The following is a 22502-nucleotide window of genomic DNA, read 5'->3' on the forward strand; positions in this document are numbered from 1 at the left end:
ATGCCTCAATCGCTAACGCAAAAAAAAGCTATCTAATAAAATAATTATTTTATTAGATAGCTTTTTTTTGAAACAAATTAAGGCAATCAATACACGAAACAGTAACAAATTATAAATTAGGCTAAAACCAAATGCTATCTAAAGAAAAAACAAAATATTTCGCTATTTTTGCAACTTAATTTACGAAGCAGACTGAATACTTAAGACTGCCAACTAAAGACTTAATAACTATGTTCAATAATTTAAGCGATAAATTAGATAAAGCCTTACACGTTCTTAAAGGGCATGGAAGCATTACCGAAGTAAATGTAGCCGAAACATTAAAGGAGGTACGTCGTGCTTTACTAGATGCCGATGTTAACTTTAAAATAGCCAAACAATTTACCAACAAGGTTAAAGAAAAAGCCCTGGGCCAAAACGTATTAACCACGCTTCAACCTGGGCAACTTATGGTTAAGATTGTTAAAGACGAGCTTACCCAACTTATGGGTGGCGATGCCGAAGGGATTAACCTCTCTGGTAATCCAAGTGTTATTTTAATGTCTGGTTTACAAGGTTCTGGTAAAACCACCTTTTCTGGTAAACTGGCCAATTATCTTAAAAACAAAAAAACCAAAAAACCGCTATTGGTTGCCTGCGATGTATATCGTCCTGCAGCCATAGACCAATTGCACGTTGTTGGAGACCAAATTGGTGTTGAGGTTTTTAGCGATAGGGGAAACAACGATCCTGTTGCCATTTCTCAAGCAGGTATTGCCCATGCCAAAGCAAACGGGTTTAATGTGGTTATTATAGATACCGCTGGTCGTTTAGCTGTAGATGAGGCGATGATGACCGAAATATCTAACATCCACAAAGCCATTCAACCACAAGAAACCTTATTTGTTGTAGATTCTATGACAGGGCAAGATGCTGTAAATACAGCAAAAGCCTTTAACGATACTTTGAATTTTGATGGGGTTATTCTTACCAAATTAGATGGCGATACTCGTGGTGGAGCTGCTATTTCGATTAAATCGGTAGTCAATAAACCCATTAAGTTTATTGGTACGGGCGAGAAAATGGAAGCTATCGATGTGTTTTATCCATCGCGTATGGCAGACCGAATTCTCGGGATGGGCGATGTGGTGTCGTTAGTGGAACGCGCACAAGAGCAGTTTGATGAGGTTGAAGCCAGAAAACTGCAAAAGAAAATAGCCAAAAACCAGTTTGGGTTTGATGATTTCTTAAAGCAAATCCAGCAAATCAAGAAAATGGGAAATATGAAAGACCTTGTCGGCATGATTCCCGGAGCCGGTAAAATGATGAAAGATGTCGATATTGATGATGATGCCTTTAAAGGTGTCGAGGCCATTATTCATTCCATGACACCAAAAGAACGAAGCAATCCGTCTATAATTAATGCGAGTAGAAAAAAACGAATTGGTAAAGGTTCGGGCACATCGGTACAAGAGGTAAACCAACTCTTAAAGCAATTTAACCAAATGAGCAAAATGATGAAAATGATGCAAGGTGGCGGCGGTAAAAAAATGATGCAAATGATGAAAGGCATGCAGTAATTTAATTTTATTTAAAAGTTAAAAGTGGGCAGTTTTTAATCAATTAACAGCCAATAGCCAATAGCAACAATTATGACAATTTTAGACGGAAAAAAAACCAGCAACGACATTAAAGAAGAAATAGCAGAACATGTAAAAGCTATGGTTTCAAAAGGTGAAAGAGTACCACATCTTGCAGCTATTTTAGTAGGTTCGGATGGTGCAAGTATGACCTATGTAAATGCCAAAGTAAAAGCTTGTAAACGCGTTGGGTTTAACTCCACCCTTATCGAATTGCCCGAATACACCACCGAAGAAGATTTACTTGAAAAGATTAACGATTTAAATACCAACGATGCCATTGATGGGTTTATAGTACAATTGCCATTACCCGAACAAATTGACGAACAAAAGGTGTTAATGGCTGTAAATCCTGATAAAGATGTTGATGGGTTTCATCCAGTAAACGTAGGGAAAATGGCGTTAGATTTACCAACATTCTTGCCTGCAACACCTTACGGTATTATGGAATTGTTAGAGCGTTATCAAATAGAAACTTCTGGTAAAAATGTGGTGGTTATGGGACGAAGCCATATTGTTGGTCGCCCCATAAGTATATTAATGAGCCAAAAAAGAAAAGCTGGCGATGCAACGGTAACAGTAGTTCATAGCCGTACAAAAAACTTGCCCGAGATAACCAAAAAAGCCGATATAATTGTTGCTGCCATTGGGATTTCAGAATTTTTAACGGGCGATATGGTTAAAGAAGATGTGGTTATTATTGATGTTGGCATAACACGCGTACCAGACGCTACCAAGAAAAATGGCTACAGATTGGCAGGCGATGTGCATTTTGAAAGTGTAAGCCAAAAAGCAAGTTACATAACACCCGTTCCTGGTGGTGTTGGCCCAATGACGATTGCCATGTTACTTAAAAACACACTATTGGCAAGAGAAAGACATTAAAAACTGCTCAATATAATTTTATTAAATTGCATTATGAATTTACTTATTTATAAAGCAATTTTTTTATTTAAAAGAGTGGCTATTGGTAGTTTAGAGCATATATTGCCTATTCTTTTTTCAGTAGTATTTTGTGTTGTTTTTATAAAATATTCCAAACGAAAACTTAGTAATAAACAGCAAGAAAAAGCATTGCACATATTTGGGTGCTTGGTTTCTTTTATTGTAATCGCATTCCATTTATATTATATAAGTTTGGGTAGTTATAATGTTACTACAGATTTACCCTTGAATTTGTGCAGTTTAGTAACATTGCTGATTCCTGTTTTTACTTATTACAGAAAGTTTTGGATGTTCGAAATAGTGTTGTTTTGGGTAATTGCAGGCACTACACAAGGTATTTTAACTCCAGATATTCCTGAAGGTTTCCCAGCCTTAGATTATTTTAGATATTGGACGGTGCATTTAGGACTATTGATAGTTGTTTTTTATGCCATTTTTGTTTTTAAAATGAAACCTAGTTTTAAAAGTGTATTAAAATCGTTTTTTGCGTTGCAGCTCTACTTTATTTCTATGGTAATTATAAACTATGTTTTAGATGCCAATTATTTTTATTTGAATAAAAAGCCAGAATCTGCGTCAATATTAGATTATTTTGGCGAATGGCCCATGTATATTATAGTGGTGCAAATCATCATTATACCTTATTTTTTATTGATTTATTTGCCGTTTTATTTAGTTGAAAGAAAACGTAAAAAAATTAAAACTACTATTTAGCAAACAACTGATTCGTGTCTTTAAAAGCCTTAAACTCGAGTGCGTTTCCCGAGGGGTCGTAAAAAAACATAGTGGCTTGCTCTCCAACTAAACCTTTAAACCTAATGCAAGGCTCAATAACGAATTTAATGTTTCTTTGTTTTAAATCTTCCGCGAAAGCGTGAAAAACATCCCAATTTAATACTACTCCAAAGTGGGGCACGGGAACCGCTTTTCCGTCAACCGTATTGGTGAGCAAATCACTATCTGTTTTTGGTTTGTAATGAATAACCAATTGATGTCCAAAAAAGTTAAAGTCTATCCAATGGTCGCTGCTTCGCCCTTCTTCACAATTTAAAATATCCCGATAAAACGTTCTGCAAGTTTGTAAATTATAAACGGGAATTGCTAAATGAAAAGGAGTTGGCATATTAACATTTATTTTATAGAGATGTTAAATGTACTGTTATTTCTGGTTTTTCTGTTGTTTAATGGCGTAATAAATGGCAATTCCTATGGCAAAAATAATGGCCACGGCTATGGCTACGATGCTTCCTATATTCATAATATTTAGTTTTTAGCACATTCAATTTTCCAGGTTGGGAATATTACCGATTCGGTTTTATCAACCCATTTATAGCCTAATTTGCTAATGTGGTAAAAGGTCAGTCGGTAAAAACCATCTGTTCCGTTTGGCGCTTTTTGTGCTTTGTAATGTACTATTTTATCATTTATTTTAGGCCTTCCCAAACGGGAAATTTGAAAAAAGGTTTTTTTTGAGGGATACAGGTGCATATACCAGCGGCCGCTAGCTGCAATAAACTGCCTATTGCTACCAGAGTGCGAACCATCTGGTTTAAGCGTTTCAGTTTAACCTTAGCTCATAAAACCGAAATTTGTTATTTAGATTCCCGATTTTTCGGGAATGACTTTAATCGCTTCGTAACAAAGGAAACCCCGAGGCACAATCTTGAGGAATTTTTATTAATCTGTTTTCTTTCTTGAAACTTGCACTTTAGGGTTAAAGGTTTTCTTCGAGTCGCTTATAAGGCTTTGCAATTCGTTAAACTCGTCTTGTGTTAACTCTCTATATTTGCCAACTGGCAAATCGAGTTTAATATTCATAATCCTGATACGTTTAAGGGTTTGTACTTGGTAAGTTAGATACTCGCACATGCGGCGAATTTGCCTATTTAAACCTTGGGTTAAAATAATGCTAAAGGTATGCGAGTTTATTTTTTTTACCACACATTTGTTGGTTGTTTTACCTAAATCTTCAAGATAAATACCACCAGACATTCTATTAATAAAGGTTTGCGATATGGGTTTATCAACTGTTACAATATATTCTTTGTCGTGGTTGTTACTGGCCCTAAGAATTTTGTTTACAATATCGCCATCGTCTGTTAAAAGTATTAAGCCTTCGCTGGGTTTGTCTAGTCTGCCAATAGGGAAAATGCGTTTTGGGTAGTTAATAAAATCAATAATATTATCTTTTTCAACACGCGTATCGGTAGTGCACACAATGCCAACGGGTTTGTTAAAAGCTAAATAAACAAAGTTTTTTTGGTTGTTTTTTATTGCTTTGCCATCAACATGTACTACATCGTTGGGTGCAATTTTTGTTCCTTTTTCTGGTACTTGGCCATTAATGGTAACTCTGCCAGCTTCAATAAGTTTGTCTGCTTCTCTGCGCGAGCAATATCCAGCTTCGCTTAAAAATTTGTTTATACGTTTTAATGCTTCGCTCATGGTGTAAAAGTAAGATTATCTACTGTTTTAAAAATGTAAGTATGTGCTGGTGTACCTCGTCGCTGTTTAGTGCATGTCCGTAACCAACGGTTGGCACCAACTTACTGTTTTTTAGGTTTTCATGGATGGCTTTTGAGTCGTTAAAAGGAATGATACGGTCTTTTTTATCGTGAATTATCAAACCTTCAACTTGTATGGAAACACTATGTTTTGCTGACGAAAATGATTCTGGAGGAGCGCCAAAGCGTTTAATAACCAAATCTTCAAGCGCATTGATTACTTTAGAATTGTAGTTTAATAGATTGGTGTAGTTTTTAAAAATATCCTTAAATTCATTAGGAGCCCCAAGCAATATCATTTTCTTTAAACTTGCCAATTGGTATTTTTTTTGAAAAAAGATCGAAGCCATACCACCTACCGAGTGCCCTATAATTATTTCTGGTTGAAATTTTTTAGAGACCTCGTTTATAAACTCAGCATACAAAATGGCGTTAAAGGTGTCGCCTCCAGAGTTTCCGTGAGCTGGCGCATCTAAAGCAACAATGTTGTAGTGGTGTTTTTGTAACACCGATATAAGGTTTTTCCATCTAGCCGAATTGCTTTCCCAACCATGAGCCAGTAAAATGGTTTTTCCTTTAGCGGCCCATTGGTAGGTTGTTATTTTTAAGCCATCATGCTGCAATTCTAAAGTTTTGGCAGATTTTAAAAACGCCCTTTGGTTTGGGGTTAGCTTACCTTTTCTTGGTGTTGCAAAAAGTGCCATGGCCTTGTTTGCAGCATAGCTTTTTGAGACGTGGCTGCTTGTGTTTATTAGCTTGCCAACTATTTTTGGTAGGGCTTTTTCAATTTTCTTTTTCATGTTTTGCGTCTCTATTTTATAGATTAGCTTTTTTTAAACCACCGTTTACCCTTAAACAATAAATGGCTTTATGTGCTTTGTTTATTTACAATAGGCGTTGGTTGTTTTTACAAGACCCCGTTTATATTTTAAGCTTAAAAAGTGATTTTAAAAACCAAACTATTCGGGTTTGGTTTTTTTAATATTATTTCATTGGTTTCTTCTTAATCATCCCACCTTTTAAATCTTTAACAACGCCCATTATAACAAAGGCTTGTTCGTCTATTTTATCGATTTCGGTTTGTAATTTAGCCAATTCCAATCGGGTTACTATGGTGTAAATAATGTCTTTATCGTAACTTTCTCCATTATTGCCAAAGCCGCCTTTTCCGGCATAAATGGTACAGGCACGCCCTAGTTTTTTTGTAAGCATGAGCCTTAATTCTTCATGTTTATTGGAAATTATGGTTACGCCCACATATTCTTCAACACCATCTACAACAAAATCTACCGTTCTGGCTGCAGCTAAATAGGTTAAAATGGCGTAAAGTGCGGTTTCTAAAGATAAAAAATATGCACCAAAAGAAAATATTACGATGTTAATTAAAAATAGCACATCGCCAATGGTAAGTGATAATTTTCTTCCTAAATAAATTGCTAAAACCTCGGTACCGTCAATAACACTGCCGCCTCGCATAGACATGCCTATGCCCAAGCCTAAAAAGAAACCGCCAAAAACAGCAATAAGTAATTTGTCTTCTGTTATAATAGGATACTCTACAAAATGTGCAACAAGAGCCAGAAGCGTAATAGCGGCCACACTTTTTAAAGCAAATTTAAGGCCTATGGTTTTGGAGGCAAGAAACAGAAAGGGGAGGTTTACCACAACTAATAATATGCCAAAATTTATTGTGGTTATGTGTTCTAAAAGTAGCGACATACCCGTGGCTCCGCCATCTATAAACTTGTTTGGCAGCAAAAAGCCTTTTAGCCCAAACCCTGCGGAAAACACGCCAATTATTATAAAAATGTATTCTTTTATGGCATGCGATAATTCTACCCGCAATTCTTTAACCGTTGGTGCTATATCGCTGTTGTTTGCTGTTTTGGTTTTGTGTTTACCCTCAAGTCTTTTGCGAGCAATGTTTACTAAAAGCTTTGAGATGAAAGGGTTCATGTTTTTTTAGGATTTTAATTTTTTTATTTTGCCCGTTGGCAATTGAAACCATTGGCTCGCTCTGTTGAATTTATATTTTGCTCCAATTTAAGAAAAAATACTTCACTTTGGCATGATCTGGAATATGGGTTGCTTCAATGTTTAAATCCATATCGAAACGCAGGTTTGCAGGCAGCTCTTTTTTATCTATGGTAAAGGCAGCGTTTATGTCGTTTACAGAAACCACGATGGCATTTATTAAATTATCGATTCTGGTAATTTTATAATTGTTGGCAATGTCTTTAAAGGTGCTTAGCGTGGTTATGTTTTTATCGGTTTTATATCGGGCATCGAAAATTTGAACACTTTCGATAACCGAGGTTGAATCTAGAGCTCGTTTTGGTGTTAATGACAAAAGTTTTTTGCCACCTTTTTCAAAAATTTTTATGTCGTTCACATTACCTGTAAATTCATCGCCACTAATAAATTTTACAATAGAATCCTTACTGAAAACTTGTTCTAGATCTTTAACTTGGGTAGAGTCTGTTAATAATCCAATGTGATGTTTGCCAATTTGAAATGGGTCTTGCTCCTTTTTGCAACTGGTTAAAAACAAGGTTAAGATAATGAGGCTAAAAATGGGTTTGTTCATTTGTTTATTTTGATTTGTTTGTTATTGTTATTGTTATTGATGAAGATGACGATATGCTAACCGTTAGGTTATTTTTTAAGGACCTTGGTTAAAATACCAAAAACACTTCTTATAAAAGTAGCGCTTGTAAGTACTTTAACTACGGGATTCATTCGAGTGCTTTTTCGTCTTGTTGATGAGGCACGTTGTTTAGATTCTGCTTTTTTAAGTGCTTCTTTTTCTTGTCTCGCTTTTTCTTTGGCTTCTTCGGCTTCGGCTTGTTTTATTTTTTCGTTAAGCATTTCGTAAGCACTTTCTCTATCAATGGTTTTATTGTATTTTTTTACCAATTTAGATTCAGATAGCAAATGGCTCAATTCGCTATTGGTTAACACATCCATTCTGCTCATGGGTGCGCGCATCATGGTAGCGGCAAGTGGTGTTGGGCGTCCTTTTTCGTCTAAAGCCGAGACCAGAGCTTCGCCAATACCTAATGATGTTAGGACTTCTGTAGTATCGTAATACTCCGAATCCGGGTAGTTTTGAGCGGTTAGTTTAATGGCTTTTCTGTCTTTTGCCGTAAAGGCCCTTAAAGCATGCTGCACTTTTAAACCTAACTGACTTAAAACAGCTTCGGGAACATCGGTTGGGTTTTGGGTTACAAAATACAGCCCGACACCTTTACTGCGAATGAGTTTTACAATGCTTTCAATTTGATTTAAAAGTGCTTTTGAAGCTTCGTTGAATATTAAATGCGCCTCGTCAATAAACATAATAAGTTCTGGCCTGTCGATATCGCCTTGTTCTGGGAAGGTTGAATAAATCTCTGCCAATAAACTCAGCATGAACGTTGAAAATAGCTTAGGTCTGTCCTGTATATCGGTAAGTCTGATGATGTTAATGTAGCCTCTACCGTCATCATCAACTCGTAATAGATCGTCAACTTCAAAAGAGGTTTCGCCAAAAAACAAATCGGCACCTTGTTGTTCCAGCTCTACAACCTTGCGTAAAATAGCACCTGTTGATGCTGTTGATATTCTGCCATAAGCTTCTGTAAATTCTTTTTTACCTTCGTTGGTGGCATATTGCAATATTTTTTTAAAATCCTTTAAATCGAGAATGGGGTATTTATTATCGTCGCAATACTGAAAAATAACAGCCACCACACCAGATTGGGTTTCAGATAAATCTAAAATTCTCGAGAGTAACACAGGACCAAATTCACTTACGGTTGCCCTTAGGCGAACGCCATCTTGTTCAGAAAGGGTTAATATTTCAACGGGAAATGATTTGGCTTCAAACGGCAACCCGATTTTTTCGTGGCGTTCATCAATTTTAGGATGTCCAGGACTTGGTTGTGCCAATCCGCTTAAATCGCCTTTAATGTCCATAAGCAAAACGGGGATGCCCTTATCACTTAAATTTTCGGCTAAAACCTGTAGCGATTTTGTTTTGCCCGTACCCGTAGCTCCAGCAATTAATCCATGGCGGTTCATGGTTTTTAAAGGAATTTTTACATGTGCACCTGTAACGGTTTCGCCATTTAACATGGCAGCTCCAATAGGAATGAAATCGCCTTTAGTGGTGTTGCCTTCGGTTATGTATTTAAAAAAAGTATCCTTGTTACTCATGCTTTAAAAATTTGCATAAAAGTACAGGAAAAATGAAGAAGAAAAAAATAGGGTATTATGTAAAAAACCGAGTTATTTTATCTTTTCAATATAAATATTTGAGGTGCCAACACTCCTTAAACGTGCAGGAGCAGAATTGCCGCCTCTAATGGTTTGTACACTAATGGTTTGTCCAGCAGTTATGTTGAAAACTTCGGTGATATGTAGCGATGCTTCTGTGTTTCCGGTACTATGGTGTCTTACATAGCCTGTATTGGCAATGGCACCGGTTGGTGTACCGTTAATGGCTATTTGGGCCTCAACCGAAACTCGCGTATCATTATTTCCACCTATTGTTGGAACTCTATAAGCAATATTTGCTGTAATTCTATAACGCCCTGTGGTATTTATAGTTAGGGTGTTTCCTGCAACGCTGTATAAACTTGGGTCATCATTCCAATCTAACGCACCAAAAATTTGGATGTTGGTATAAGCTGCAGAGTTTATGTTTGCAGTTGTATTGGTGTTGCTATATTTTACAGAAGCATTATGTGAAATCTTGTTCCATTCAGGAAGAAGTGGTGTGCCAAAATTAAACTGAAACTCATTCAAATCAGTGTTATATACCACTAGTCCATTTGCAGGATTGGTTATTGCATTAATTTGAACGGTTGTAAGTCTGGGGATAAGAACGCCTTTGTCCGTAGATTCAACATCAAGAATGGATGATGTGTCTGGGTTTGTCGTGCCAATACCAACCTGTGCCGTACTGTAGTAATAACTGCCGCATAACAGCAACATTAAAAAAACTGATTTTTTCATTTTGATAGAGAGATTGAGAGAGAGTTATTTTTTGTTATAATAGCTCATTTTATCTGTACGCTTGGTAAATTACAACTATGTTTTCTGTTCGGTGGCTAACGTTTATGGTAAAACCATCACTGTTAAAACTAGTTACCGATGCCGCAGTTAGTCCTAAATTGTCGCCATTTTGGTTGGAATATCTAATGCCAATAGCTTGCGAACTTGATGCGTATCTTGAAATATCGTTAATAGAATTGCCGCTACCACCAATATATATAACCTGTTGGTCAATGCTACCGTAATTAGTGGCGTAACCTTGCATAGAACCAAAAGCGTTTTGTAAAGAGCGGTCATTGTTGCCAACACCGTTGTCGGCATTAATATTATAGCTTTCTACATTGGCATGGGCAGAGAATTTTATTGCTGTTGGCCTAAAAGGCAGACCTGTAATGGTTTGGTGCCCCGTACTGGATATTATAAATTTGCCAATATAGGTTGTAGGCCCTAAATAAGCCCCGGCATCTGTTCCAGGGTTAATTATATTGTCTGCATCAGCACTAACAGAATTAGAGATTAGCGGAACCCAATTTGGTGCATGCGTTGTGCCAGAGTTGTACTCGAACCGGTTTGTTGTAGAATTGTAAATAACCAGGCCATTTGCCGGTGTTGTAACGGCATTTCTTTGTACTGTTGTAAGCCTTGGTATTAGTACGCCTTTATCAGACGATTCAACATCGAGAATAGACGATGCATCAGGGGTTGTGGTACCTATGCCTACTTGTGCGGTACTGTAATAATAACTGCCACAAAGCAGCATTATTGAAAACGCTATTTTTTTCATTCTTTAGAGAGATTGCGGTTAGCAATTTACTTGTAAGCTAGGGATTACAAATATATTGAAGTTTATTTGAATTTCAAAATATAAAATATAAATTCGAGGAATGTGTATATTTGCTCGATGTTATAACTTGTTATGGATAAAGAAACACAATTATTAGTCGATAAGGGCGAAATGCTACCTTTAATGGAAGAGTTTTACACCATTCAAGGCGAGGGTTACCACAAAGGCACCGCGGCATATTTTATTAGAATTGGGGGCTGCGATGTGGGCTGCCATTGGTGCGATGTAAAAGAAAGTTGGAATGCCGATTTGCACCCACCAACCGAGACTAACAAGATTGTAGAAAATGCCAAAAAGTACAGCGATACTATAGTAATAACAGGTGGCGAACCCTTAACTTGGGATATGACGCTTTTAACCAATAAGCTTAAAGCTGAAGGCTTGCAAACACATATTGAAACCTCTGGTGCTTATAAATTAACCGGCACTTGGGATTGGATTTGTTTATCGCCAAAAAAAATAAAATTGCCCACCAACGAAGTTTACGAAAAAGCGCACGAACTAAAAGTGATTGTTTATAATAAAGACGATTTTCGCTTTGCGGAAGAACAAGCAGCTAAAGTAAATAAAGACTGCATTTTATATTTACAGCCCGAGTGGAGCAAACGCGATAAAGTCGTGCCCCAAATTGTTGACTATGTAATGCAAAACCCGAAATGGAAAGTGTCTTTGCAAACGCACAAATATTTGAATATTCCATAATTTCAGTATTCAGTCTTTGGTTTTCGGTCCTAAGTAATCTATAAAAAATGTTCCAACGGTATAAAACTATTGGAACATTTTATTTTGTCTAACGTCTAGCGCGACTTACTTAGTAAAAGGAACAGTTAGCCGTACAGTGCCCCAACCCAAATGCATGTTTACACCATTGTCTGCCTTATCAAAAGCAATTGAGAACGCTTCAATAGATTCTTCTGATGAATTTAAGGGAATCGACAAACGCGCTACATCATTAGCTTCGTTGTAAAAATAAGAACCCCAAACATTTACGTCTGAGCTTATTATCGCAGTACATTCTTCTTCCCCCGGGATTAAATAAAATGTATAAGTACCCGCTTTTACAGGAGTATTTCCTAATTTCATGTCGGTATAAAGTGTTAATTCTGCAGCTTCATTTGCACCCGTTCTCCAAACTTTTCCAATTGGTGCTAAAGTGGCTAAATCTCTACCTTTAAGTTGCGGTCTGCTATAAACAATCTTTATTAATTTGTTAGCGTTTTTATAATCCGTTGGAAATGCCGCAGCATCCATTGGGCTTTTATCTAATTTACTGAATTTTTGGGCATTTACACCTGTTGTTAAAAGCATAACAAAGGCAAAAGCAATGGTTGTGATAAGTGTTGATTTTTTCATAATGATTTTTGAGTTTTAAGAATAATTTAAAGATAATGAGATATTGTCTTAATATTTTTATAAAAGTCGTTTCAGAATGTTAAAGTTTACAATCTTTAAGAATAGCTTTCTAAAATTTAACATTATAGTTTCATATTTATACTAATATTCAATAATTAGTTTTAAATTAAAGCTAATTATTCACTTTGTGTTTTTATAATAAAACTATAATAGCATTTTTGTATCGTTAATTAGAATAAAAGATAAAGATTATGTGTGGAATTGTATGTGCATTCGATTTAAAACAGAAGGCTGAAGATTTAAGACCCCAAATATTAGAAATGTCTAAAACCATTCGCCATCGCGGGCCAGATTGGAGTGGTATTTATAGCAACGATAAAGCTGTTTTAGCACACGAGCGTTTAGCTATTGTAGATCCGGCCTCTGGTAAACAACCTTTATTTAGCGAAGATAAAAAGCTTGTTCTTGCCGCAAATGGCGAAATTTATAACCACCGAGAGTTACGCAAACAGTTTGATGGCAAATACAACTTCCAGACCCAAAGCGATTGCGAAGTTATTTTAGCACTTTACAAAGAAAAAGGGGTTGGTTTTATTGATGAAATGAATGGTATTTTTGGATTCGCCATTTACGATGCAGAAAAAGACGAATACTTTGTGGCAAGAGACCACATGGGTATTATTCCGCTATATATTGGTTGGAATAAAAACGGAACATTTTATGTCGCTTCAGAATTAAAAGCTTTAGAAGGTGTTTGTACTAAAATAGAATTATTTCCTCCAGGACATTATTTATCAAGTAGAGATGGCGAATTTGTAAAATGGTACAACAGAGAATGGACAGAATACGATGCGGTTAAAGAGAACGAAACCAGTATTAAAGAAGTAAAAGAAGCACTTGAGGCTGCGGTGCACAGACAATTAATGAGTGATGTGCCTTATGGTGTATTGTTATCGGGTGGATTGGATTCTTCGGTAACTTCGGCAATAGCAAAAAAATATGCAGAGAAACGTATAGAATCTGATGACACTCAAGCGGCTTGGTGGCCACAATTGCACTCGTTTTCAGTAGGATTGGAAGGCTCACCAGATTTAGCTGCGGCAAAAAAAGTAGCCGATCATATTGGTACCGTGCATCATGAAATAAAATTCACAATCCAAGAAGGTTTGGATGCTATAAAAGACGTGATTTATAACATTGAAACTTACGATATTACTACGATCCGTTCGTCAACTCCCATGTATTTAATGGCAAGGGTCATCAAATCAATGGGTATTAAAATGGTATTGTCCGGCGAAGGCGCCGATGAGATTTTTGGAGGCTATTTATACTTTCATAAAGCACCAAATGCTCAAGAATTTCACGAAGAAACCCTGCGTAAATTAAACAAGTTGCACATGTACGATTGTTTAAGAGCCAACAAAAGTTTAGCCGCTTGGGGAATAGAAGGGCGTGTACCATTTTTAGATAAAGAGTTTATTGATGTGGCCATGCGCATCAACCCAAAAGATAAAATGATTAATGGAGAGCGCATGGAAAAATGGGTGATTCGTAAAGCTTTTGAAGACATGATTCCAGAAAGCGTAGCATGGAGACAGAAAGAACAATTTAGCGATGGCGTTGGCTACAGTTGGATTGATACGTTGAAAGAATTGGTTGAAAAAGAAGTTACTGATGAGCAACTACAAAACGCTTCATTCCGCTTTCCAATTAATACACCTTTAAACAAAGAAGAGTATTATTACAGAACTATTTTTGAAGGGCATTTCCCGAGTGATGCGGCTGCATTAAGTGTTCCGCAAGAAGCAAGTGTAGCTTGTAGCACAGCAACGGCTTTAGAATGGGATGAAGCCTTTAAAAACATGAACGACCCATCGGGTAGAGCCATTGCCAATGTGCATGATGAAGCGTATTGATAAAACAAAAAATTGTAAGCTTAAAAAACGCAATAAGTTTTGATGGTTAAATTGGTATTAATCCCTGTTTTAGCATTCGTATCTATTTGTTAAAAATACGGATAGATTGAAAAGCAGATACTAATCATTTTAAGTAAATATTTTATTAAAGACTTCAAGATCTCGCTTATGCGGGATTTTGTTGTTTTTGTAAAAAAATCAGAAATAAATAATTTTTTAAAACCAAACTATTCTCGTGGCACAACCAACGGGAAGTTTTAGATTAAAGCAATTAGCAAATTAATCTATTTCAATATTTAGCAATATCGTATTCAGTTTAAAAGGCCTTTTGTAAACGCTTCTTTAATAAGCCCCGCGGTATTGCGAACACCAAATTTTTGAAGCAGGTTTTTTCTGTGGCTTTCAACGGTTTTAGTGCTTATAAACAATTTTTCTGCGATTTCGTTATTGGTTAATTCTTCCGAGATGCACTTTAAAATCTCTTGTTCCCTACGAGTCAATTGCGGGATAAACGACAATGTTTGAATTCCAAAACTTTCATTTAGTAGCTTGTCCTTTAATATTTTTGGCAAATAGGAGCTTCCGGAATATACTGTTTTTATGGCTTCTATAAGTTCGTCTTTACTGGTGTTTTTTAATAGATAACCTTTGGCGCCATTGCGCATCATGTTTTTTATAAAACTGGTGTCGTTGTAGTTGGACAATCCTATAATGGCGATTTTTGGGTATGTTTTTGTAATAAAACCACACAATTCAATACCATTGTTTTTTGGCAGGTTTATATCGAGCAATAATACATCTGGAGTTTCTGTAAGTAAATAATCAAGTAGTGCTTTTCCGTTGTTAAACGTATTGGAAACTGTTATGCCAGCACATGCTGCCAACATGGTTTCTATGCCTTTTAGCACCATAGTGTGGTCGTCTAAAATAACTACGTTAATCATCTTTTAAATTTTTGGTGTTAATATCGATGGTAAATGAGGTGCCATTGGAGTTTGTCTCTACAAACAAGTCGGCATTTAAAAATGCAATTCTGGATTCAATATTTTTTAAACCTAGGCCTTTATAGTCTTTTGAGCTGTTAAAACCAATACCATTATCTTCAACGGTAATGTGCATGTTCTCGTTATGTATATTGACCTGAACAAGTGCTTTTGTGGCTTGGGCGTGTTTTACAATATTGGTTACCAATTCTTGTATTATTCTATAAATAGCGGTTTCGGCTTCTTTGCTGAGCTTTACATACGCCCCATAATATTGAAAATTGATTTTAGTTGGATTTGAGTTCGATATTTTTGAGCAAAACTGTTGAAGTGCCTCTATAAGATTAAAGCTTTGCAACGATGGTGGCACTAAGTTTTGTGATATGTGCCGTACCTGTTCGATAACACGGTCCAGCATGTTTATGGCCTCGGTATATTCTTTTTTTTCCTTTTGAATGAATTTATCCTGGTTTACAGAAGTAAACTTGTATTTTATGGCAGATAAATCGCCGTTTATGCCATCGTGTAAATCTTGTGCGATGCGTTTGCGTTCTTTTTCTTCGCCATCAATTAAAGCCTCTAATTTATTAAGTTCTTTTTGTGCTGTTAGCGTTTCAATTCTTTTGTTTTTCAGCTTTTCCTGTTGTTTGTAAAATAGCCAAATGCCAAGGCTTAAAATTAGAAACAGCGAGCCGCCAAGTAAGGCCAAATGAAATTCGCTTTGCTTTTTAAGTATTGTGTTTTCTTTTAGGTTTAATGCTAATTGCTGTCTGGCAATTTCTTCGTCCTTAATTTTGCTTTCGTACTTAATTTGCAGATCGTTAATGCTTTTTAAGTTCTTCTGTTGGTATATGCTGTCTTTGTAAGCTGTGTATTTTTTGTAATGAAATAGTGCTTTTTTGCTGTTTTCGATTTCAGAATAAAGCTTATATAAATTAAACTGAATAGTTTGATTTATAGATTTAGACTCTGGTTTTAACAGAAGGGCTTCTTTAAGATAGTGTTCGCTTTTGCGATAGTCCTTTAGGCACAAATAAGCCTCACCAAGTTTAAAAATGGTTTCAAGCTGTTCTTTCTTAAAACCGTGTTTTAACTGAAGCTTGTTAGCTTTATCCAGGTTTTTTAAAGCATCGTGGCATTGGTTCTTTTTTAACATTAAACTCCCCATATTCACATAATTTATGGCAACGCCCCATACGTTATTTGTTTGGGTGTCTAGCTGCAGGGATTTTTTATGGTTTTTTAACGCTAAATCGTAGTTTCCTTGTAGGCTATATACGTTGGCCAAATTGCTATGGGCATTAGATAGGCTGCTAAGGTTTTTAAGTTCTTCATGGATTTTTATGGCCCTTTTGTAGCTATTTATGGCCTTGGGGTAATCTTTTAGGTTTTTTTGTAAAACGCCTATGGTGTTAGATACAAAACCGATGCTTTTTTTATCGTTCAAATCCTCATAAAATGTTAAAGCCAGATAATACTGTTCCAACCCTTTTTTGTAGTCGCCTTTATCGGAGTAAACCACGCCTTTTTGGTAGGCACTATTTGCAATGTTAAACGTGTCCTTTTGCTGGATTGCATACTGGTAATAAGCGTTTAAATACCGTAGTGCTTTTTCGTATTCGCCATTTTTTCTGTAGAGTACCCCAAACCCGTATTTGGAAATGGCAATGCCTTCTTCATCTTTAATATTGCGGCGTATGGTGTAGGAGGTGTCAAGGTACGATTTGGCCAGATTAAGGTCTATATCTAAATAAGCCCAAGCTACATCATTGTAATTTTTGGCTTTTTCGCTTAGCGTTTTTGCAGTATCTATTACTTTTAAAAGGCTGTCGATTTCGGGCGTTGTTTTTTGTGCATAGGCATATTGAAAGCTATAGATAACCAACAGGAGGCAATATGTTATGGGCAGCTTCATGTAATGCTTGTTTTTTCTAAATCGTGTCGTCTTAAAAACATCCGGTTGATTCAAATATAGCAAATGGTTGTATTGCGAGTGGTCTTTACGTTTAAACCAAAACGTTTTAGACCACCTTCGCAATAACGCTATTAATCAATCTATAAACGGGTTTATCTAAAAATAAGCTTTTTTTTCATAATTAACGTGGCACTTGTACATAGGGTTAGTTTACCACCAATTTTTTAACCACGTTTTTTTCTTCAATGTAAATATTCAATATATAGATGCCAGAGGCTAAATGGCTAATGTTAAACGTATTGTTTTCAGATGAAGGTAAAGGCATTCGCTTTCCTATTAAATTGTATATTTCAATAGAGGTAATGTCTTTTTCTAAAGATGTTTTTATGGTAATGCTGTGCGTTGCGGGATTTGGATATAGTTTTGTTTTGTTTGCAAAATCAAGCTCCGATGTGCTTAATGTTGAGCAGTCTTCACTAAAACTGGTTTGCTCATCGATACCACCGGATAAATTTGCCGTGGCATAGGTTGCATCATCCACTTCAATACACAACAGGTTTTGATTGTTGGTTGTAATGATTTCTTCAAGATTAGCGGTATTACCGATTTTTAAGTTAAGTGTTTCCAGATCGTTGTTGGAAAAGTATATTCCGGTTAGCGCGGTGTTTGCTCTTAAATCGGCATGTTTAATTTTATTGTTACTGCAGTCTAAAAGTTGAATCGCCGTAAAATCTTCAATGCCCGTAAGGTCTGTAATGTTTTGGTTTGTAACCGATAATGCTGTTATCTTGTTAATCTTTTCAGTTATCACATAGTTATCCAATGCACCGGAATCGTATTCCAAATCGATAAGGGCTTGTTCAAAATTATCATCGGGTATGTAGGTCTCATCATAACGGCAATTTTCACTAAAACTGGTATGTGGGTCAATTTGTGTCCAATTGGTTTCAGAGTAGCTTGCATCATCAACTTCTATGCAGTAAAGGTCGGGGTTGTTGAATGCATTAAAAAATTCAAGGTTAATGTTGTTTCCGTTTTTTACATCAAGGCTCGTTAATGCGTTGTTTGCGCAAAGCAACTGTGTTAATGCTGTATTCTTACTTACATCAATACTTGTTAATTGGTTATTGTAACAATCTAAAACGGTTAAAGCGGTATTTTGACTAACATCCATATTGGTCAATTGATTACTGTTACAAGAAAGCGTAGTTAAGGCTGAGAAATCTTCTATTCCGGTGAGGTCTGCAATATTATTGCCAGCAATCTGTAATGAGGTTACTGAGTTTATATTTTCCGTAAACACATAATCGTTTAATGGGCCAGAGTCGAAACCTAGATCGATAAGGGCTTGTTCAAAATTATCATCTGGGACATAGGTTAGGGTGCTGCAATCTTCACTAAAAACGGTCTGTGAATCAATATTGATCCAGTTGGCGGACGAGTAAGCTGCATCATCAACCTCTACACAAAAAAGATCCGGGTTATTGTTAGCGTGAAAGTTATTTAAGTTTGTGTTGTTGCCATTTTTTACATTAAGGTTGGTTAATGAGTTGTTGCGGCAGTTCAAAGTATATAGTGCAGTGTTTTGGGTTACATCTAAACTTTCCAATTGGTTATAACTGCAGTTTAGGTTGCCCAAAGCTGTGTTTTGGCTTACATCTAAGCTTTCTAGTTGGTTATTGCCGCAAAGTAGAACGCGCAAAGCTGTGTTTTGGCTTAGGTTTAAACTCGTTAATTGATTGTCTTGACAGCGAAGAGAGGTTAAAGCCACAAAATCTTCAATACCCGTGAGATCTGATATATTTCTACTTAAAATACTTAAAGATGTAACAGAGTTAATGTTCGAGGTAAGTACATAATCGTCCAACGGCCCAGAATCGTAACCCATATCGATAAGGGCCTGTTCAAAATTATCGTCTGGCACAAAGGTTACTGCATTGCAATCTCCACTAAAAAAGGTGTGGGAATCTATATCTGTCCAATTGTTTGAAGCATAAGCTGGATTGTCTACCTCGATACAGTAAAGGTCTGGGTTGTTAGTGGCGTTAAACAATAAGAAATTGGTGTTGTTGCCGTTTTCTACATTAAGGCTGGTTAATTGGTTGTTATCGCATTTTAAATTGCGTAATGTTATATTTTGACTAACATCTAAACTTTCCAATTGATTGCCTTCACAATATAAAGAATTTAAGCCTGTGTTTGCATTTAAAGATAAACTTCTGATTTGATTGTTTGAGCATTGAAGTGCTCCCAAAAACACGTTTTGGCTCAAATCTATATTGGTTATATCATTATTAGCGAAGGTCAAGGATTCTAAAGCTGTATTTTCACTTACGTCAAGACTTGTAAGTAGATTATTGTTGCAATTGAGAACGGTTAAGGCTTCAAAATCTTCAATACCCGTAAGATCCAAGATATTTTTATTGGAAACATCTAAATTGCTTATGGAATTAATCTCACCTGTAAAAACCCAACCATTAATTGGTACTTCATCATATCCTAAATCAATTAAGGCCTGTTCGAAACGACTGTCGGGGATTGAGGTTAATTGTGCAAAAATAGGGGTGCAGTTTAAGCAGATAATGGAAAATATTAGTATAATGGTTTTCATCTTATTATGATTTATTAGTTTGATTTTGATTGAACTTGAATAGAAGCTATTAGTCAACAATCAGTTTTTTGATAATGGTTTGTTCTTCAATCCTAATGTTCAGCAAATACATGCCTGAAGGCAAATGGCTGATGTTTAATGTGTTGTTTTCAAATGAAGTTAAAGGCATCCGTTTTCCCAACAGGTTATATATTTCAATAACCGTTATGCCTTTTCCCATGGGCGTTTTAATGGTAATATTGTTGGTCGCAGGATTTGGGTACAATTGGAGGGCGTTTGCTATTTCAAAATCTGTTGTGCTTAATGTTGCGCAGTCATCGCTAAATACGGTTTGGGCGTCGATATTAGTCCAATTGGCATCGCTAAAAGCAGCGTTATCTACAGAAATACAGTTGAGATTGGGATTGTTGGTAGCGTTAAAAAACGGATTGCTTATTGCTGTGTTGTTGCCGTTTCTAAGGTCTAAATCTGTGAGCAGATTGGTGTTGCAGTTAACATTTATTAGTCCAGTATTATTTGAAAGATCCAGGTTTGTAATCTGATTATTTTGGCAGGTTAGTGCTTCTAAATCTAAATTATTGGAAAGGTCTAGGCTTGTAAGTTGGTTGTAAAAACAGCCCAATGTTTTTAACGATGTAAGGTTGGAAACATTTAAGCTGGTCAATTGATTGAATCCACATATCAAACTTTCCAAAGCCACAAAATCCTCAATGCCAGTTAAATCTGTAATGCCTAGGTTCTGGATGTTTAAAGACGTTACAGCATTAATAGAGGCAGTTGGTACATAATCGTTTAATGGCGCCGTATCGTAACCCAGGTTTATCAGCGCTTGTTCAAAATTATCGTCAGGAATATACGTTTGTGGTGCGTTGCAATCTGGACTAAAATTGGTCTGTGCATCAATATTGGTCCAATTAGCTTCAGAATACGCTACATCATCAACAGAAATACAGGTGAGGTTTGGATTTGAAGTGGCGTTAAAATCAATTATTACCGTATTATTTCCGTTTCTAACATCCAAATTAGAGAGGTTGTTGTTTTGGCATCGTAAAGTTGTTAGTGCATTGCTGTTCGATACATCAATGGCCGTAATTTGATTGTTGTTGCAGAATAATTTTTCTAGTGTTGTGTTGTTGGTTAGATTCAACACGGACAAGCCGTTGTTTGCGCACCTTAAATCTTTTAAAAGGGTATTGTTCGATACATCCAAAGCAGAAATACTTGGGTTGCTGGTTACCCTTAACTCCTCTAAAGCTGTATTTTTTGATAGATTAAGGTTTGATAAATCGTTGCTATCACAATATAAAACCTTCAAATTAGAGTTACTGTTTAAGTCAAGACTTGTAATGCTATTTGAGTTGCAGTTAAGTTCCTCAAGCAGTAAGTTCTTGCTAACATCTAAAGCGGTAAGGTTGTTTGATGCGCAAATAAGTGTCTTTAGGTTGGTAAGCGTGCTTAGGTTTAAAGTCGCAGATCTTATGCTGTTAATGCTGCAGTTTAATGTTTCAAGAGCTGTAAAATCTGCAATACCGGTAAGGTTGCTTATATTCTTAGCAGAAATATCCAAAGAGGTAATGCCATTAATATTAAAAGTAGGCACTTCGTCGTCCAACGGGCCAGCATCATAGCCTAAATCTATAAGTGCTTGCTCAAAATTATCGTCGGGTACAAAGGTTGTAACATTGCAGTCAAAGAAAAACGCTGTTTGAGAATCAATAGAGAACCAAGTGGTATTGGAATAGCTTTCATCATCCACAGATATACAATTTAAATCAGGGTTGTTTGTGGCGTTAAATTCGTTGTTGGCCATTTCGGTATTATTGCCATTTCTTAAATCTAAACTGGTTAATTGATTATTTTGGCAAAAAATACTGTTTAAGGATGTGTTTGCCGAAAGATCTAAACCTGTAAGGTTGTTGCTGCTGCAATCCATATCGATAAGTTTGGTGTTATTGTTTAAGCTTAGTGTGGTAAGTTGATTGTCTGATAAGCCTACCGTTTCTAAGTTAGGGTTTGTTGTAATGTTTATGGCGCTAATACGATTGTTGTTTGCTAATAGGTAACTTAAATTTGTGCAACCATTGATAAATAAACTGGTAAGCTGATTGTTGCTGCAGTTTAGGTCGGTTAAATAGGTGTAATTGATAAAATTTAGAGACGTTAAATTGTTGCCGTTGCAATTTAATATTTGAAGATTATTATTTGTAGTTAATCTAGTGAGTGAATTATTATTGCAACTCAGGACTTCCAGGGCTGTATTTGCTGAAACATCTAAACTTGTTAAAGCGTTTGCCGTACAAAAAAGGGTTTCCAGCAAGGTGTTTTGGCTCAGATCTAAACTCGTAAGTGCATTGGCATTGCAGTTTAAAGAGGTTAAAGCCGTAAAATCCTCAATTCCTGTAAGGTCCGCAATGCCTTTGTTGAATACGCTTAAGGTCGTAACCACCGAAATATTGCCAGTAAAAACCCAACCGTTAATTGGAGCGGTATCATAACCTAAATCAATTAGTGCCTGTTCGAAATTGGGGTCGGGTATTGTGGTTAGTTGGGCAAAACTATTGGTGTTGCTTAAACAAAAAAGAAAAAATAGTAGTGTAATTTTTTTCATGGTATTGGGTTTTAAAATTTCAGTAAATAGCTATGGTGCTAAATTCAAAATTTGTAAAACACAATGCATCAGTAAGAATATGGGTTTTTAAATATCAGGGAAAACCCTAGTTTTTACATATAAAATCTTTGGTTTTTTTTTCAGAAAAGAATTTAGGGTTTTAACAA

At 36.2% G+C, this 22502-nt stretch carries 19 protein-coding genes; 5 read left to right on the top strand and 14 right to left on the bottom strand.

Going from position 1 to position 22502, the window contains the following annotated elements:
- Positions 1 to 230 precede the first annotated feature (230 nt).
- The 3 genes from ffh to ACFSQS_RS06625 all read left to right on the top strand — a co-directional run bounded on the left by ffh (position 231) and on the right by ACFSQS_RS06625 (position 3278).
- A complete protein-coding gene (ffh, locus tag ACFSQS_RS06615; protein WP_388015978.1) occupies positions 231 to 1559 on the top strand; it encodes a signal recognition particle protein in 1329 nt (442 codons plus the stop codon).
- Positions 1560 to 1631: 72 nt separating this feature from the next.
- A complete protein-coding gene (gene folD / locus ACFSQS_RS06620) occupies positions 1632 to 2504 on the top strand; it encodes a bifunctional methylenetetrahydrofolate dehydrogenase/methenyltetrahydrofolate cyclohydrolase FolD (RefSeq protein WP_388015981.1) in 873 nt (290 codons plus the stop codon).
- A 33-nt stretch (positions 2505 to 2537) separates the two neighbouring features.
- Positions 2538 to 3278: a YwaF family protein gene (locus tag ACFSQS_RS06625; RefSeq protein ID WP_388015984.1), complete on the top strand. Its 741-nt coding sequence runs from the start codon at positions 2538 to 2540 to the stop codon at positions 3276 to 3278.
- Here the strand turns inward: ACFSQS_RS06625 and ACFSQS_RS06630 are convergent.
- The 9 genes from ACFSQS_RS06630 to ACFSQS_RS06670 all read right to left on the bottom strand — a co-directional run bounded on the left by ACFSQS_RS06630 (position 3271) and on the right by ACFSQS_RS06670 (position 10889).
- Positions 3271 to 3687: a VOC family protein gene (locus tag ACFSQS_RS06630; protein ID WP_388015987.1), complete on the bottom strand. Its 417-nt coding sequence runs from the start codon at positions 3685 to 3687 to the stop codon at positions 3271 to 3273. The two genes, ACFSQS_RS06625 and ACFSQS_RS06630, sit on opposite strands and share 8 nt — an antisense overlap.
- Positions 3688 to 3827: 140 nt before the next feature.
- On the bottom strand, positions 3828 to 4007 hold the full coding sequence (locus tag ACFSQS_RS06635; RefSeq protein WP_388015990.1) for a hypothetical protein: 180 nt from the start codon (positions 4005 to 4007) through the stop codon (positions 3828 to 3830).
- 234 nt (positions 4008 to 4241) lie between these two features.
- Positions 4242 to 5009, bottom strand: a complete 768-nt coding sequence (locus tag ACFSQS_RS06640) for a pseudouridine synthase (protein WP_388015993.1) — start codon at positions 5007 to 5009, stop codon at positions 4242 to 4244.
- Positions 5010 to 5028: 19 nt separating this feature from the next.
- Positions 5029 to 5868, bottom strand: a complete 840-nt coding sequence (locus ACFSQS_RS06645) for an alpha/beta hydrolase (RefSeq protein ID WP_388015996.1) — start codon at positions 5866 to 5868, stop codon at positions 5029 to 5031.
- Positions 5869 to 6052: 184 nt separating this feature from the next.
- On the bottom strand, positions 6053 to 7024 hold the full coding sequence (locus tag ACFSQS_RS06650) for a YitT family protein (protein WP_388015999.1): 972 nt from the start codon (positions 7022 to 7024) through the stop codon (positions 6053 to 6055).
- A 70-nt stretch (positions 7025 to 7094) separates the two neighbouring features.
- Positions 7095 to 7655 (bottom strand): hypothetical protein, encoded by a 561-nt coding sequence (locus ACFSQS_RS06655; protein ID WP_388016002.1) that lies wholly within the window; start codon positions 7653 to 7655, stop codon positions 7095 to 7097.
- A 68-nt stretch (positions 7656 to 7723) separates the two neighbouring features.
- Positions 7724 to 9265, bottom strand: coding sequence for a helicase HerA-like domain-containing protein (locus tag ACFSQS_RS06660; protein ID WP_388016005.1), 1542 nt, complete (start codon positions 9263 to 9265; stop codon positions 7724 to 7726).
- Positions 9266 to 9337: 72 nt separating this feature from the next.
- On the bottom strand, positions 9338 to 10066 hold the full coding sequence (locus tag ACFSQS_RS06665; RefSeq protein ID WP_388016008.1) for a hypothetical protein: 729 nt from the start codon (positions 10064 to 10066) through the stop codon (positions 9338 to 9340).
- A 49-nt stretch (positions 10067 to 10115) separates the two neighbouring features.
- A complete protein-coding gene (locus ACFSQS_RS06670; RefSeq protein ID WP_388016011.1) occupies positions 10116 to 10889 on the bottom strand; it encodes a hypothetical protein in 774 nt (257 codons plus the stop codon).
- A gap of 132 nt (positions 10890 to 11021) precedes the next feature.
- Here ACFSQS_RS06670 and ACFSQS_RS06675 point away from each other — a divergent pair, with 132 nt between their 5' ends.
- The gene (locus tag ACFSQS_RS06675) at positions 11022 to 11651 is read left to right on the top strand and encodes a 7-carboxy-7-deazaguanine synthase QueE (RefSeq protein WP_388016014.1); all 630 of its coding nucleotides are present in this window, start codon (positions 11022 to 11024) and stop codon (positions 11649 to 11651) included.
- Positions 11652 to 11756: 105 nt separating this feature from the next.
- Here ACFSQS_RS06675 and ACFSQS_RS06680 read toward each other — a convergent pair whose 3' ends face one another.
- Complete coding sequence (locus ACFSQS_RS06680; RefSeq protein ID WP_388016017.1) at positions 11757 to 12302, bottom strand: DUF2911 domain-containing protein; 546 nt, start codon at positions 12300 to 12302, stop codon at positions 11757 to 11759.
- A gap of 251 nt (positions 12303 to 12553) precedes the next feature.
- Here ACFSQS_RS06680 and asnB point away from each other — a divergent pair, with 251 nt between their 5' ends.
- On the top strand, positions 12554 to 14218 hold the full coding sequence (gene asnB / locus ACFSQS_RS06685; RefSeq protein ID WP_388016020.1) for an asparagine synthase B: 1665 nt from the start codon (positions 12554 to 12556) through the stop codon (positions 14216 to 14218).
- Between the two features lie 311 nt (positions 14219 to 14529).
- Here the strand turns inward: asnB and ACFSQS_RS06690 are convergent, their stop codons facing one another.
- The 4 genes from ACFSQS_RS06690 to ACFSQS_RS06705 form a co-directional block, all read right to left on the bottom strand.
- A complete protein-coding gene (locus tag ACFSQS_RS06690; RefSeq protein ID WP_388016023.1) occupies positions 14530 to 15162 on the bottom strand; it encodes a response regulator in 633 nt (210 codons plus the stop codon).
- Positions 15155 to 17116 carry a tetratricopeptide repeat-containing sensor histidine kinase gene (locus ACFSQS_RS06695; RefSeq protein WP_388016026.1) on the bottom strand — a complete coding sequence of 654 codons (1962 nt, stop codon included), beginning with the start codon at positions 17114 to 17116 and terminating at the stop codon, positions 15155 to 15157. The genes ACFSQS_RS06690 and ACFSQS_RS06695 overlap by 8 nt, the downstream gene beginning before the upstream one ends.
- Positions 17117 to 17321: 205 nt before the next feature.
- Positions 17322 to 19727 carry a T9SS type A sorting domain-containing protein gene (locus ACFSQS_RS06700; RefSeq protein ID WP_388016029.1) on the bottom strand — a complete coding sequence of 802 codons (2406 nt, stop codon included), beginning with the start codon at positions 19725 to 19727 and terminating at the stop codon, positions 17322 to 17324.
- A gap of 49 nt (positions 19728 to 19776) precedes the next feature.
- On the bottom strand, positions 19777 to 22335 hold the full coding sequence (locus ACFSQS_RS06705) for a T9SS type A sorting domain-containing protein (RefSeq protein WP_388016032.1): 2559 nt from the start codon (positions 22333 to 22335) through the stop codon (positions 19777 to 19779).
- Positions 22336 to 22502 lie beyond the last annotated feature (167 nt).

The sequence above is a fragment of the Gelatiniphilus marinus genome (assembly GCF_042684345.1).
GTDB classification, from domain to species: Bacteria; Bacteroidota; Bacteroidia; order Flavobacteriales; family Flavobacteriaceae; genus Gelatiniphilus; species Gelatiniphilus marinus.

Coding starts and splice junctions, on each gene's coding strand:
- ffh (WP_388015978.1), top strand. CDS start 231: ATGTTCAATAATTTAAGCGATAAATTAGATAAAGCCTTACACGTTCTT.
- folD (WP_388015981.1), top strand. CDS start 1,632: ATGACAATTTTAGACGGAAAAAAAACCAGCAACGACATTAAAGAAGAA.
- ACFSQS_RS06625 (WP_388015984.1), top strand. CDS start 2,538: ATGAATTTACTTATTTATAAAGCAATTTTTTTATTTAAAAGAGTGGCT.
- ACFSQS_RS06630 (WP_388015987.1), bottom strand. CDS start 3,687: ATGCCAACTCCTTTTCATTTAGCAATTCCCGTTTATAATTTACAAACT.
- ACFSQS_RS06640 (WP_388015993.1), bottom strand. CDS start 5,009: ATGAGCGAAGCATTAAAACGTATAAACAAATTTTTAAGCGAAGCTGGA.
- ACFSQS_RS06645 (WP_388015996.1), bottom strand. CDS start 5,868: ATGAAAAAGAAAATTGAAAAAGCCCTACCAAAAATAGTTGGCAAGCTA.
- ACFSQS_RS06650 (WP_388015999.1), bottom strand. CDS start 7,024: ATGAACCCTTTCATCTCAAAGCTTTTAGTAAACATTGCTCGCAAAAGA.
- ACFSQS_RS06655 (WP_388016002.1), bottom strand. CDS start 7,655: ATGAACAAACCCATTTTTAGCCTCATTATCTTAACCTTGTTTTTAACC.
- ACFSQS_RS06660 (WP_388016005.1), bottom strand. CDS start 9,265: ATGAGTAACAAGGATACTTTTTTTAAATACATAACCGAAGGCAACACC.
- ACFSQS_RS06665 (WP_388016008.1), bottom strand. CDS start 10,066: ATGAAAAAATCAGTTTTTTTAATGTTGCTGTTATGCGGCAGTTATTAC.
- ACFSQS_RS06670 (WP_388016011.1), bottom strand. CDS start 10,889: ATGAAAAAAATAGCGTTTTCAATAATGCTGCTTTGTGGCAGTTATTAT.
- ACFSQS_RS06675 (WP_388016014.1), top strand. CDS start 11,022: ATGGATAAAGAAACACAATTATTAGTCGATAAGGGCGAAATGCTACCT.
- ACFSQS_RS06680 (WP_388016017.1), bottom strand. CDS start 12,302: ATGAAAAAATCAACACTTATCACAACCATTGCTTTTGCCTTTGTTATG.
- asnB (WP_388016020.1), top strand. CDS start 12,554: ATGTGTGGAATTGTATGTGCATTCGATTTAAAACAGAAGGCTGAAGAT.
- ACFSQS_RS06690 (WP_388016023.1), bottom strand. CDS start 15,162: ATGATTAACGTAGTTATTTTAGACGACCACACTATGGTGCTAAAAGGC.
- ACFSQS_RS06695 (WP_388016026.1), bottom strand. CDS start 17,116: ATGAAGCTGCCCATAACATATTGCCTCCTGTTGGTTATCTATAGCTTT.
- ACFSQS_RS06700 (WP_388016029.1), bottom strand. CDS start 19,727: ATGAAAACCATTATACTAATATTTTCCATTATCTGCTTAAACTGCACC.
- ACFSQS_RS06705 (WP_388016032.1), bottom strand. CDS start 22,335: ATGAAAAAAATTACACTACTATTTTTTCTTTTTTGTTTAAGCAACACC.